Source organism: Terrisporobacter hibernicus (genome assembly GCF_020809405.1).
GTDB lineage: Bacteria > Bacillota > Clostridia > Peptostreptococcales > Peptostreptococcaceae > Terrisporobacter > Terrisporobacter petrolearius.
The window spans coordinates 3,205,788-3,219,325 of record NZ_CP081135.1 but is presented as its reverse complement, the minus strand read 5'-3'; the positions used below and the strand labels follow the sequence as shown (position 1 = coordinate 3,219,325).

Genomic DNA, 13,538 nt, shown 5'->3' with positions numbered 1-13,538 from the left:
TTTACCCATATAGTGCCTTACCTTTTTCTAATTTTACTTCCAAACTTCCACCTATATACTCTAAAGAAATACTTTTGCATCTTGTAATTTCTTGTGAGCATTTATTTTATTAAAATCCTGTATTATTTAAAAATAAAGTTTGTGAAGATATACAGATTTTATTGTTTTTGTCGTAAATAAAAAATAAGTAATATTAAAAATATTGTGCATGAAAATCAGAGGAGAAACTAAATGAAAAGTATAAAAGTTAAAATTATTTCTAGTGTGTTAGTGATGTTTGTTCTTTCCTTATTATTGATAGTAGGAATGGGAATTAGAAGAAGTTCGTCAACGATTGAGCAAGTTGTAGGATATGAATATACTGAAAGAATAGAAGGTAGTAACAATATGTTACAATCATACTTAAAAGAACAATTTGGAACTATAAAAAATAGCAATGGTGAGCTAGTTGATGTTAATGGTAAATCAATAGAAGATAAACATGATTATATTGATAAATTTTCTGAAAACATGAATTTAGTTGCAACAGTTTTTACTAAAAAAGATGATACATATACGAGAATACTATCAACTGTAAAAGATGAACAAGGTAAAAGATCCGTTGGAACAACTTTAGATCAGACAGGAGAAGCATACAAAGCATTATCAAAAGGTGAGTCTTATTTTGGAGAAGCCGAGATACAAGGTAAGAAATATTTAACAGGTTATGTGCCAATGCATGATGATAGTAATAATATAATAGGTGCTTACTTCTGTGGAGTTCCTATGGATACTGTTGATGGATTAATAAATGATGGTAATAAAAAAACAATCATAGGAGTAGTAAGTGTAGCACTGATAGTGTTAATCTTTGTAGCTGGTATAATCTATATTATTGCCAGTTCAATAACGAAACCAATAAAAAAAATAACTGAAGTAGCTCACGATATAGCACAAGGAGATTTTGATGTTGATTTAGATATTAATTCAAATGATGAGGCTGGACAACTGGCGGAGGCTTTCAACAAAACTATTTCTCAACTTAATAAGTATCAAGATTACATAGATGAAATATCTATAGTTTTGGAAAAAATGGCTAGTGGTAATCTAGATATACAACTTGAAAAAGAATATGTGGGTCAATTTAAAAAATTAGAAACCAATATAAATGATTTAATATATGGGCTAAACTTTATGGTGTCTCAAATTTCATCAACTTCAGATCAAGTTGCTATAGGTTCCCAGCAAGTATCTGCTGGAGCTCAAGAACTTGCTCAAGGAGCTACAGAACAAGCAAGTTCCGTTCAAGAACTAGCTTCAACAGTAAATGAAATTTCTAATCAAATAAATGAAACTGCTCAAAATGCACAAAGAGCACAAGAAGTTTCCAGGGAAGCAACTATAGCTACAACTAAAGGACATGAACAAATGAATCAAATGATTGCAGCTATGAATGACATAGGTAATGCCTCAAATGAAATTAGTAAAATAATAAAAAATATTGATGATATAGCTTTTCAAACCAATATATTAGCTTTAAACGCAGCAGTTGAAGCAGCAAGGGCAGGAGAAGCTGGCAAAGGATTTGCAGTTGTTGCAGATGAAGTTCGTAATCTAGCAGGTAAATCTGCAGAAAGTGCAAAAAATACTGCAATATTAATTGAAACTGCTCTTAATGCAGTAGAAAACGGAAGAAATATTGTAGATGAAACGGCAAAATCCTTAGAACTAGTGGTAAATACCTCTAATCAAACTGCTCAAGTAATACAAAATATTGCAGATGCAAATAACCAGCAAGCAGTAGCTATAGCACAGGTAAACATAGGTGTAGAGCAGATATCAGACGTAGTACAAAACAATAGTGCAACAGCAGAAGAAAGTGCTGCATCAAGTGAGGAATTATCAGCACAAGCTCAAATCCTAAAAGATACAATTAGTAATTTTAAGACGAAAGAAGGAGACTATAAATCAGTTTGCTCTTTAGATTAGTTTAGGATATTTATTTTAAAAACCACAGTATTTAAAAATTAAGCTATCTGTGGTACTTTCAGATTTAACAACTTAAACATATAATTGTTACTAGAAAAACAAATTTACCACAAAATACAAGTGATTATAAATTCTTAGCTTGACTAAAGCTAAATGATGGTGGGAAAAAATAAATTATGTGAATTTTTATCTTATGTATTGTACATGAGGTATATTAAGGAGTTGTTAATTATGAAGAAAAAAGTTGCTGTTTTAATGGGTGGAATTTCTACAGAAAGAGAAGTTTCTTTAAATTCAGGAAGATCTGTTCTTAATGCTTTAGATAGAGAGAAATATGAAGTACATGAAATAATCTTAAATAACAAAATGGATGTTATAAACAAAATGCCAGAAGGTATCGAGTTTGCATTTTTAATGTTACATGGCAAATACGGTGAAGACGGTACTATACAAGCAATACTAGAATCTATGGATATTCCTTATTCAGGATGTGGACCTTTAACTTCTGCCATGTGCATGGACAAGAATATTACTAAAAAAATGTTAAGAGATTCAGGTGTTGCCACTGCAGACTGGACTATAGCAAAATCAATAGATGATATAGACTATGACAAAATAGAAAAAATGGGTTATCCAGTTTTTATAAAACCAAATAGCGGTGGTTCTTCTGTTGCTACTTTCAAAGTAGAGAAAAAAGAAGATGTTGAAGCTGCTGTAAAAGCTGGTTTAGAAGTAGATACCGTAGTAATGATAGAACAGTATCTACCAGGTGATGAATACACTTCTTTCGTTTTAGATGGTGAAATTTATCCAACAATAAAAATATCAAGTACTACAGGTTTCTTTGACTATGAGGCAAAATATTCAACTGGTGCTAATGCAGCAAAAGAAGAAATAGTTTATTTAGATGATGAATTACAAGAACAAATTGACAAAGCCTCTAAAATAGTTTGGGATATCTTCTACTGTAGAGCTTATGTAAGAGTAGATTTTATATTATCTAATGGAAAATTTTATGTTCTTGAACTAAACACACTTCCTGGAATGACACCAACAAGTTTAATCCCAAGAAGTGCTAATGCTAAAGGCTTATCTTACAGTCAATTAGTAGACAAAATAATGGAGACATCAATAAAATAATAACCTAGACTAAAGTAAGTTTATTTAATATAATTACTTTATATAAATAAAGCTTAGAGGTGATAATTTGTTATTCTCCGATTTAACAATTAATGAAAATGAACCAATATATATTCAGATAAAAAAATATTTGGAAGAAATGATTTCAAAAGGACTTCTTCCTCACAATTCTAAGCTGCCTTCCACAAGGGAGCTTAGTTTGCTTTTAAATGTAAGCAGAAACTCTATTGTATTAGCTTATGAAGAGTTAAAGTCTGATGGTATTATTTATTCCATTTCTGGAAAAGGAACTTTTGTAAATAGTGATAATAATATTAGCAATAGTCATTGGAATATCAATTACAAAAACTTTGAAAATGATTATATGAAAACAGCAAATAACATGGACATTATAAAAAGTGAAATAAGATGGAAATCTGGTCAAATTTCTTTCAAAAGTATATCTCCTGATGGAGATTTGTTTGATATGGAAGAATTAAAAAAATCTTTTTTAAATAGATTTAATTTAGAAGGTCATAAGTTGTTAAACTATGGATATGCCCAAGGATACAAACCATTAATCGATTATTTACATGGGTATATGAACAAAAAGGGTGTAAACACTACAAATAAAGACATTCTAATAGTCAACGGTTTTACAGAAGGATTAGATCTTATAATATCAACACTAACTAATAAAGGTGATTATATACTTTGTGAAAATCCTACTCATAATACCTCTATTAAAATAATGAAATCTTATGGTCTTAATATTATACCAATAAATATGAATGAAAATGGTCTTGATTTTAAAGACTTAGATATGAAGTTAAAAAAATATAAAAGTAAAATAAAATTTTCTTATATTACTCCTTCTTATCATAATCCTACAGGTATGGTTATGTCTCCAGAAAATAGATATAAGTTTTATAATTTAATGAAAAAAAATAATATACCAATTATTGAAGATGGCTTCAACGAAGAACTTCTTTATTCCTCTTCTCATATATTTCCTATTTGTTCTTTAGATAACAATAGCAATGGTGTTATCTATATTGGAAGCTTTTCTAAAATATTGTTTCCAGGACTAAGAGTAGGATGGATTTTATGTGATAAAAATTTAATAAATAGATTAGAAAGTGTAAAAAGATGCACTAATATTCATGTTTCTTTCTTAGACCAAGGCATCTTATATGACTATTTGCAAAATGGAGCTTTTGAAAAATATATAAAAAAGACTAGAAAGTTTTATGGAGATAAATTTAACTTTGCAAAACAGTGCGTTGAAAAATATATAGAATGTGATTATATATTAGGTGATGGAGGGCTTCATTTGTTTTTAGTTTTCAAAAATTTAAATACTAGAAAACTTCTTCATGAGTGCTATAAAAAAGATGTAATCTTTATGCCCGGTGACTTATTTTATATTGATGACAAAGGCAAAAACACCCTTAGGTTAGGTTTATCCCGATTATCTGATAATGATATTGAAAAGGGAGTTAAAATTATAGGTGAAACTATAAAAGAATTAGACCATAAATAAATTATAATATTATTACACAAAAAACGCGTAAACTAATAGCTTACGCATTTTTTTATGTAAGTGACTAATAATAAATTTGCTCATTATAACAAACAACCTTCCACTTTATAATAAGTTTGTGTTTTTAAGATATATCTTTTTATATTAAAGACTTCCAAGCAATATACTTTATATGTTATAATCATATTAAATATTTAACCTTACTTATTAAATTCCATTTAAGGTAAGTAATTTTAAATATTAATGACATAATATAAATGACAAAACTTTTTTATAAATATACATAGGGAGGAATCTTTTAATGACGGGTGTAAATCTTAATAGACAAGAATTAGAAAATATATATGGTCAAATAAGTCCTTTTGAGTTCAAAAATAAACTTATAGAACTTGCTACCATATCAAATAGGAAAAGTACTAGAACTTTACTTGATGCTGGGCGTGGAAATCCAAACTGGGTTGCTGCTACACCTAGAGAAGCATTTTTTACTTTTGGTCATTTTGCCGTAACAGAAAGTAGACATTCTTGGGATAATGGTGATTTAACTGGAATACCTAAAAAAACAGGAGTTTATGATCGTTTTTGTAAATTTATTGAAGAAAATGCTTCTATGCCAGGCATAAATACTTTAAAAGAAATTATAGATTATGGTATTAATGATTTGAAATTTGATGCTGATCATTTTTTACATGAATTAACTGATGCAATAATTGGAGATAACTATCCTTTTCCTGACAGAATGCTTGTTCATATAGAAAAAATAGTCAAAGAATATCTAAAATCAGAAATGAAATATAACTTAGAAAAAGGTGGCGACTTTAATGTATTTGCTGTGGAAGGTGCCACTGCTGCCATGTGTTATATATTTGATTCATTAATAGCAAATAACTTACTTCTTAAAGGAGATAAAATTGCCATAATGACTCCAGTATTTACACCTTACTTAGAAATTCCTCATCTTCCAAGATATGAGTTTGAGGTTGTATATATAAACTCTGACGAAGTTGATGAAAAAGGTGAACACACTTGGCAATGTTCGCAAAAAGAATTGGAAAAACTAGCAGATTCAGATATAAAAGCATTGTTTGTAGTTAATCCAAGTAATCCACCTTCAGTATCCATATGTGATAAATCCATATCAAAAATAGTAGATATAGTTAATAATCACAATCCTAATTTAATGATTATTTCTGATGATGTTTATGGTACTTTTGTTCCAGGCTTCAGATCTTTAATGGCAGATTTACCATACAATACTATAGGAACTTACTCTTATTCAAAATACTTTGGTGTAACAGGTTGGAGACTTGGTACTATTGCTTTACACGAAGAAAATGTATTTGATAAATTAATAAAACAATTACCTTATTCTATAAGAAAAAGAACAAATAAAAGATACTCTGATATGAACCCAATACCAGAAAATGTACCTTTTATAGATAGAATAGTTGCTGATAGTAGGCAAGTAGCTCTAAATCATACTGCTGGTCTTTCTACTCCTCAACAAGTTCAAATGGCCTTTTTCTCTGCATTCACTCTTATAGATAGAAAAAATGATTATAAGAAAAAGACTATGGATATATGTGTCAGACGTAAAAAATTATTATTTAATTCTTTAGGTTTAGAATTAAACAATGATCCAAATGATGCTTGTTACTATACTGAGTTTGACTTATTACAATGGGCTGAAAAAAATCACGGTATAGAATTTGCAAAATATTTAAAATCAAACTTCAAACCTGTAGATATATTATTTGATTTAGCCCAAGACTCATCAATTGTTTTACTTGGTGGTGGTGGATTTGCCGGACCTGAATGGTCAATAAGAATTTCACTTGCTAACCTATATGATGAAGCATATGCTACTATTGGTATAGCTTTAAGAAGAATACTTGACGACTATGTAACTAAGTGGAAAAAAACTTTATAAGTTTATAGGTAGCTAAATATAGCTACCTATTTTTGTATATTCAGTTTTACAAAACCTTCTTCTACTAAAATATCTAAAGATTTCTTCAACTGTTCTAAATCTGTAATTTCCAAAGATACGGTTATATCATTATTTATAGCATTTAGTTTATTAAGTATGCTTATTACATTCATGCTTCCTTTATCTATTCCACAATGACTATCTTTATCTTTATAATTATTGTGTAAATGTATATGATTTAGCTTATAAGCAAGAACATTTATCCATTCGTCTACACTTATTTTAGAATAAGCATTTATGTGACCTATGTCTATACAAACAGAAAAATTATCTTTATTTGTTTTATTCATTAAATCATCTAAAAGCTCATAATCTTCATCAAGTACATTTTCTATAACTATGTCCTTATTATTTTTTCCCTTTAAAAACTCAGTCCAAAAATCATACGCATTCTTTTTCCATTCTACATATGTATACGTTCTTGGAGTATATCCATTATGATAAAGTATCTTCTTGGCTCCTAAATCATTAGCCACTTCATACGCTTGATCCATTCTAAGCTTTGTTATCCTTTTTATTTCACTGTCTCGACTTGCAGGACATAAATCTGCATATGGACCATGAATTATTAAATCAATATTTCCATATAAGTCTTTTAGCTCCTTTTTGTATATATCCATAATCTCATATCTATTATCCAATATGTAAGGATTTGCAAATTGTACAACTTCCAAACCTACATCATACTTTTTTAGTATTGGTAAAATTTTTTCTGTTTCTACTAACTGAGATACGTAAAATTTCATCTTATCACTCCTAATTTTTTTATATTGTATAATTCTCTTCTTCAATCATAATACTATAAATCTTATATATCTTTTCAATAAACATCAAACTTTCATTTATAAAAATTTTAACTTTTCAAAATAACTAGTCTATGAATATGTATTTGAGTTATAATAAGTTTATATTTTGACTAACAATTATAAAAACATAAATAATATTTAAAATATTATTACTATATTTAAAAATTACTATTTTTTATAATTTTATCTATAAATATAATAAACGATAATAAGCAAAGGTGATAGAAATGAATTTAATAAGCTTAGAAAATATAAGTAAAAACTACTCAGAAAAAACATTATTGAATAATATTTCTCTAGGTATAAATGAGGGAGAAAAAATAGGACTTATCGGTGTTAATGGTACTGGTAAATCTACTTTATTAAAAATAATAGCTGGTAGCGAAGAAACTGAAACAGGAACTATAATCAAAGCTAATAAAGTTAGGATTGAATATCTTCCACAAAACCCATACTATGACGAAGAAGCCACTGTTCTTGAACAAGTGTTTAAGGGTACTTCTTCTGAAATGAAATTAATAGGTCAGTACCAAGATATATTAGAAAAAATAAATCATACTTACGATGAAAAATTAAACGACACACTACTTTCTCTTCAAAGTAAAATGGATGATTTAAATTTATGGGACTTGGAAAGTGATGCAAAAACCGTACTTATGAAGTTAGGAATAAAAGACTTTAACCAAAAAGTTAAAGAATTATCTGGCGGACAAAGAAAAAGAGTTTCTCTTGCTTCTGCTTTAATTACTCCTTGTGAATTGTTAATACTAGACGAGCCTACAAACCACTTAGACAACGATACAATAGACTGGCTAGAAGAATATTTGAATAAATTTAAAGGTTCATTACTTATGATAACTCATGATAGATATTTCTTAGATAGAGTTACTAATAGAATAATAGAATTAGACAAAGGTAGCCTATTTAGCTATGATGGTAACTACTCTATTTTCTTAGAAAAAAAGGCTGAAAGACTTGATTTGGAGCAATCATCAGAACTTAAACGTCAAAATCTACTTAGAAAAGAACTTGCTTGGGTTAGACGTGGAGCACAGGCCCGTAGTACTAAACAAAAGGCAAGACTACAAAGATTCGATGAACTTGTTAATGCAGACAAAAACACAATTGATGAAAAATTAGATATATCTGTAGGCTCATCAAGACTTGGAAATAAAATCATAGAAATTCATAATATATGTAAAACATTTGATGATAAAAAAGTAATAGATAATTTGGAATATACTTTAGCTAGACATGACAGAATAGGTATTATAGGGAAAAATGGATTAGGTAAATCTACTTTAATTAACATACTTGACGGGAAAATTAAACCAGATAGTGGTGAGATTGAAGTAGGTGAAACAGTTAAAATAGGTTGTTTTTCTCAAGATGATTCACACATGCACCCTGATATGAGAGCCATTGACTATATAAAAGAAGAAAGTGACTACATTACAACTGCTGATGGAAGTAAAATCACAGCTTCTCAAATGTGTGAAAAATTCTTATTTGATGGAACTATGCAGTATACTTATATTAGAAAGTTGTCTGGTGGCGAAAGAAGAAGATTACATCTTCTTAGAATTTTAATGTCTGCACCTAATGTACTTTTACTAGACGAACCTACAAATGACTTAGATATAGAAACTTTAAATCGTCTTGAGGACTACTTGGATGAATTCAAAGGTGTAGTTATAACTGTATCCCATGATAGATACTTCCTTGATAGAATTTGTAATAAAATATTTGCATATGAGGGTAGGGGCAAAATTCATATATATACAGGAAATTATAGTGATTATCTAGTATATAGAGAAAATGAAAAAATAGAATTTGAAGAATTTGCTCAAAGTATCCCAAAAGAAGAAAAACTTAAAAAAGAAAAACCTAAAAACGATAAAAAACTTAAATTCTCTTTTAATGAACAAAGAGAGTTTGACACTATTGATGATGATATCTCTAAATTAGAAGAAAAAATAGAAAAACTTGAAGGAGATACAAGTAAGTTTGCAACAAACTTTACAAAACTTCAAGAAATAATGAATGAAAAAGAAAAGTTAGAAAAAGAGTTAGAACATAAATATGAAAGATGGGAATATTTAAACAATCTAGCAGAAGAAATATCTAACCAGAAATAATGGTCCCTTCGTTCATAAAGTCAACGTCTAAGTCTTTACTTACTGGCAGACTTAGACTGTTGCTTATAATTTAGTTTGGAGGTTTAAATAATGAAAATAATCGCCCATAGAGGACTAAGTGGATTTTATCCAGAAAACACCATGCTAGCCTTTAAGAAATGTCTTAATTTAAACATATATGGCATTGAGCTTGATGTTCAAAAAACAAAAGACAATCATCTTGTAGTTATACACGATGAAAAAGTTGACAGAGCATTTAATGGTACCGGTTATGTTAAAGATATGACTCTAAAAGAACTACAATCTTTAAATTCTAATTTTAAAAATTATGAAAATAACAAGGACTGCAAAATACCTACCCTAAAAGAGGTTCTTATATTATTTAAACCTACAAACTTTATAATAAACATAGAACTAAAAAATAATAAAGTAAAATATAGAAACTTAGAAGAAAATGTGATTAACTTAGTAAAGGACTTAAAAATGGAAAAAAGGGTAATTATATCTTCTTTTAGAATGAAAAGCCTTCATAGTGTAAAATCCCTTTGTCCTAAAATATCAAGGTCTTATTTGATAAGTGAAAGATTTTATAAATATAGACTTAAAAGTATGATCTTTTCAAAGGCTATAAAAAACAAATCTACTTATATAAGTAGTAGTTATTCTATTACAGACAAATATTTTATTAATAAATGCCACAGAAGAGATTTACAAATTCTTTGTTACACAGTAAACACTGTTGAAGAATACGAAAAACTATTAAAGCTTAAAGTAGATGGTATATTTACTGATTTTCCTAATATTATTTCTTCAATAAACAAGCAAATTTAATATGAATTTATAAATTTTATTTTCATTTCTTTTCAATATGTATATACACATATATTTATATAATTTCTCAGTAACTATAAAATAAGGTTATATTATACTGGGAGGTTTTTTGATGGAAAAAATAATTAATCCTATAGCTGATTTTGGAAAATCAATATCTTACAAAATAAATACAATCGTAGCCTTTACAGACACTCATAATGAATATGATATAGAACTAAAAAGTTCCCCCATCATTGCTTAAGAGGAGATAAAGAAAGCGAAATTGTAAAGGAAATACTCGATATAAATAATTTAGAAATATTAGAAAAGAATTCTACCAATGGATTCTTTGTTATGAACATGGAAAAATACAAAAACATAGATAATTTTATAGTAGTATGATGCAAAACGGAGTTGATGTAGCTAAAAGTATTTCAATATAATTAAACTAAAAGGTGTTATTTCTTTTGGAAATAACACCTTTTTATTATAATTGCAAATTAGACTCTTATATTGTTTGTAAGTATCATACCTAACAATACAAAGCCAAGGAAAATGTTTATAATTCCTAATGTACAGTCTTCTGATTCAGTATTTACTAATATTTCTTCAAATCCTGTATAAAATAATCCAGCTGTACAAAAACATGAAATAATTAAAATCGTTGGTATTCCTAAAATATAAATTTCATTAATACCTAAAAGTAACGCTAAAAATAATAATAAAGTTTCCTTTACTACTGTTAATATCATTTTCTATTCCTCCATTCCCCCCCTTATACCCCTATTGTATTTCACCTTTTACAATAAATCCATAATATTTAAAATCTTACGGAAAAATACTCCATAAAAAAATACACTTCCATTGAAGTGTATTTTAATAATCATACTCTTTGCATTTTTCACAAATAGTTATTTTTAATTTTTTATTTTTAATACCTTTGTATGATAATAATAATTCATTTAGTTGAGCATCTACTAAATTTATAGAACCTTCACTAATTAAAGTTACCTTCTCATTTTCAATAATAATTTTCATATCATTTACTTCATTCTTTAAAAAAGTTGTTATTAGTACCTTACTTTCTAAATCTTTATTATATTTTTTATAAAAATCAGAGTTTTTGTCTATATCATAATCTATTTTTTCTTTTATTTCATTTATTGTATTTTGTGTATTGTTTGTAGGGTTAAATTTATTTAAATCATCAAAGCTTAAACTATTAGGGTTTAAACCAAGATTTTTTATTTGTTGGTCCAATTCTGTTGGATCCACTCCATATCTTTCCATTAATCTATTTTGCATTTTCAAAAACTTTTCTTGAGATATATTATTTTCTCTCATATATTCATATATTTTAGATGTAAATTGAGACATAGTCATACTTCCATCTGCCACAGAGAAATATAAATCATACATATAATTTTCAAATTTATCCACATCACTGTCTTTCACTTTATTTTTTAGTTCATTAAAATCAATTATTCTATCATCAGACATGTTAATTCCTCCTGCCAAAATTGTACTTAATATGAATTATACCACATTTATTTAAATATACATAATATAAAAAGGAATGTGGTGATTATTTTGTCATTTCGTCTATTTCTTGTTTGTGCTATTTTATTAGCATTGGTTACACCTCAAAATAAATCATCTTAAGGATAGTTTACTATCCTTAATTTATACTTTTTATTATTTTTATTTTTTTTTCATAAGAGTTAAGGTAACAATTCATATTTAAAGGTATGGTAACCATAGGCATACAGTGACCAGACTTTAAATTGCATATGGTTGGCTTTTTATTTTTTATAGCAATTTCCTTAAGTATATTTAAAATTCCTTCGTCATTTTGAAATGCTTTTTTACAATTTGTAAATTCTCCAAATATTATTCCTTTACAATCATTAAATTTTCCTGCCATTTGCATATGATTTAACATTTTATCAACTTTATAAGTATATTCTTCTATTTCCTCTATAAATAATATTTTATTTTTAGTGTCTATTTCATATTTAGTTCCTAGTGTTGATACAATCACAGATAAATTACCTCCTATTATTATACCTTCACAAATACCATCATATAAGGATACTAAGTTTTCAGTAGATGGATTTTCAATTATTAATTCTTCTTTAAAATTTAAAGCTTTTATTAGTGAACTATAAGTAAATTCATCCCATTTTTTTATACTTGCTGCCATAATTCCGTGATAAGTTGCTAAGTTAGATAGCTGATTTATAGCTATATGAAGAGCTGTAACATCAGAAAAACCTATAAATACCTTAGGGTTATCTCTAATTATAGTAAAGTCTATTAAATCGAGAATCCTGGCACACCCATACCCTCCTCTAACACAAATAATAGCGTCTATATTTTTATCTAAAAACATTCTTTCTAAATCTAAAGCCCTATCTTTGTCTTTGCCGCTTAAATATCCTTTGTATGATAAGTAACAACTCTTTCCTATTTTAACTTCATAACCCAATCTATTTAATTCATATTTTATTTCTTCTATTTTTATATCTCTTAAAGGTCCTGCTGGTGCAATTAGGCCTATTGTATCTTTTTTTTCCAAAGGCTTTGGATACTTCATATTATCCCCCATTCCATAATATTTTACTTATTCATTAGCATTTTATACTAATTTCAATCGTAATATTACTATAAGTAAGTTTATAAATATTTATAGTTATATATTATTAAAATTTTTATAGGAGTTGATTAATATAAAAAAAGAAAAAATAATACTAAAATTTACTCTGCTTTCTTTTATTATTTATATGATTATCATGCTAATTTTCGAAACAATTATATATACAATAGCAGGAATAGGTTTTTTATCTTTTTTAGGATTTACATATGATTCATATAAAAGCGTTATAATCTTTCTAATAATTTGCTACATTATGCTTATCCCTGCCGATTATTATACTTCCATTCTAATCGGTTTATTTAAAGCTAAAAGCAATATTTCTAGGTTTCAACAAAGAGCCATAGATTTTATTTTATATACTTCTTTTTCCTGTTTAGTAGTTGGAGTTGTAGATTTTTTTATAGAAGGAATAAGTATAAGTCCTGCTAATCAAATTCTCTTTGTTTTACTTTACTACCTACTAGAAATATATTCTGATGTTTTACTTTTAAGCAAATAAAAAGTC

12 protein-coding genes are annotated in these 13,538 nt (G+C 27.5%); 8 read left to right on the top strand and 4 right to left on the bottom strand.

The genetic code is table 11. From position 1 onward, the window contains the following. The first annotated feature begins 231 nt into the window (after positions 1-231). From JW646_RS15535 to aspD, 4 genes are all read left to right on the top strand, one after another. The gene (locus JW646_RS15535; RefSeq protein ID WP_148556395.1) at positions 232-1,968 is read left to right on the top strand and encodes a methyl-accepting chemotaxis protein; all 1,737 of its coding nucleotides are present in this window, start codon (positions 232-234) and stop codon (positions 1,966-1,968) included. Between the two features lie 231 nt (positions 1,969-2,199). Next, positions 2,200-3,108 (top strand): D-alanine--D-alanine ligase, encoded by a 909-nt coding sequence (locus JW646_RS15530; RefSeq protein ID WP_148556394.1) that lies wholly within the window; start codon positions 2,200-2,202, stop codon positions 3,106-3,108. Between the two features lie 67 nt (positions 3,109-3,175). Next, complete coding sequence (gene pdxR, locus JW646_RS15525) at positions 3,176-4,630, top strand: MocR-like pyridoxine biosynthesis transcription factor PdxR (RefSeq protein ID WP_148556393.1); 1,455 nt, start codon at positions 3,176-3,178, stop codon at positions 4,628-4,630. A gap of 301 nt (positions 4,631-4,931) precedes the next feature. Then, positions 4,932-6,560 (top strand): aspartate 4-decarboxylase, encoded by a 1,629-nt coding sequence (gene aspD, locus JW646_RS15520; RefSeq protein WP_148556392.1) that lies wholly within the window; start codon positions 4,932-4,934, stop codon positions 6,558-6,560. Between the two features lie 26 nt (positions 6,561-6,586). Here aspD and JW646_RS15515 read toward each other — a convergent pair whose 3' ends face one another. Then, positions 6,587-7,366, bottom strand: a complete 780-nt coding sequence (locus tag JW646_RS15515) for a sugar phosphate isomerase/epimerase family protein (protein WP_228415593.1) — start codon at positions 7,364-7,366, stop codon at positions 6,587-6,589. A gap of 287 nt (positions 7,367-7,653) precedes the next feature. On the opposite strand from JW646_RS15515, the gene JW646_RS15510 reads away from it, so the two are divergent. From JW646_RS15510 to JW646_RS20150, 3 genes are all read left to right on the top strand, one after another. Beyond that, a complete protein-coding gene (locus JW646_RS15510; RefSeq protein ID WP_148556390.1) occupies positions 7,654-9,564 on the top strand; it encodes an ABC-F family ATP-binding cassette domain-containing protein in 1,911 nt (636 codons plus the stop codon). 90 nt (positions 9,565-9,654) lie between these two features. Then, entirely contained in the window at positions 9,655-10,395 is a 741-nt protein-coding gene (locus JW646_RS15505) for a glycerophosphodiester phosphodiesterase family protein (RefSeq protein ID WP_148556389.1), read from the top strand. Between the two features lie 112 nt (positions 10,396-10,507). After that, positions 10,508-10,639 (top strand): hypothetical protein, encoded by a 132-nt coding sequence (locus tag JW646_RS20150; RefSeq protein ID WP_255701426.1) that lies wholly within the window; start codon positions 10,508-10,510, stop codon positions 10,637-10,639. A 238-nt stretch (positions 10,640-10,877) separates the two neighbouring features. Here JW646_RS20150 and JW646_RS15500 read toward each other — a convergent pair whose 3' ends face one another. From JW646_RS15500 to JW646_RS15490, 3 genes are all read right to left on the bottom strand, one after another. Beyond that, positions 10,878-11,129 (bottom strand): hypothetical protein, encoded by a 252-nt coding sequence (locus JW646_RS15500; protein WP_074915685.1) that lies wholly within the window; start codon positions 11,127-11,129, stop codon positions 10,878-10,880. Positions 11,130-11,253: 124 nt separating this feature from the next. Beyond that, entirely contained in the window at positions 11,254-11,877 is a 624-nt protein-coding gene (locus JW646_RS15495; RefSeq protein WP_074915683.1) for a DUF3867 family protein, read from the bottom strand. Between the two features lie 178 nt (positions 11,878-12,055). Next, positions 12,056-12,973: a S66 peptidase family protein gene (locus JW646_RS15490; RefSeq protein WP_228415592.1), complete on the bottom strand. Its 918-nt coding sequence runs from the start codon at positions 12,971-12,973 to the stop codon at positions 12,056-12,058. Positions 12,974-13,097: 124 nt separating this feature from the next. On the opposite strand from JW646_RS15490, the gene JW646_RS15485 reads away from it, so the two are divergent. After that, positions 13,098-13,532, top strand: coding sequence for a YrvL family regulatory protein (locus JW646_RS15485; protein WP_228415591.1), 435 nt, complete (start codon positions 13,098-13,100; stop codon positions 13,530-13,532). The last annotated feature ends 6 nt before the right edge of the window (positions 13,533-13,538 follow it).

What these genes read in the sequence shown, in the direction of transcription:
- aspD (WP_148556392.1), top strand. Translation starts at nt 4,932, where the DNA reads ATGACGGGTGTAAATCTTAATAGACAAGAATTAGAAAATATATATGGT.
- JW646_RS15515 (WP_228415593.1), bottom strand. Translation starts at nt 7,366, where the DNA reads ATGAAATTTTACGTATCTCAGTTAGTAGAAACAGAAAAAATTTTACCA.
- JW646_RS20150 (WP_255701426.1), top strand. Translation starts at nt 10,508, where the DNA reads ATGGAAAAAATAATTAATCCTATAGCTGATTTTGGAAAATCAATATCT.
- JW646_RS15495 (WP_074915683.1), bottom strand. Translation starts at nt 11,877, where the DNA reads ATGTCTGATGATAGAATAATTGATTTTAATGAACTAAAAAATAAAGTG.
- JW646_RS15505 (WP_148556389.1), top strand. Translation starts at nt 9,655, where the DNA reads ATGAAAATAATCGCCCATAGAGGACTAAGTGGATTTTATCCAGAAAAC.
- JW646_RS15535 (WP_148556395.1), top strand. Translation starts at nt 232, where the DNA reads ATGAAAAGTATAAAAGTTAAAATTATTTCTAGTGTGTTAGTGATGTTT.
- JW646_RS15530 (WP_148556394.1), top strand. Translation starts at nt 2,200, where the DNA reads ATGAAGAAAAAAGTTGCTGTTTTAATGGGTGGAATTTCTACAGAAAGA.
- JW646_RS15490 (WP_228415592.1), bottom strand. Translation starts at nt 12,973, where the DNA reads ATGAAGTATCCAAAGCCTTTGGAAAAAAAAGATACAATAGGCCTAATT.
- JW646_RS15500 (WP_074915685.1), bottom strand. Translation starts at nt 11,129, where the DNA reads ATGATATTAACAGTAGTAAAGGAAACTTTATTATTATTTTTAGCGTTA.
- JW646_RS15510 (WP_148556390.1), top strand. Translation starts at nt 7,654, where the DNA reads ATGAATTTAATAAGCTTAGAAAATATAAGTAAAAACTACTCAGAAAAA.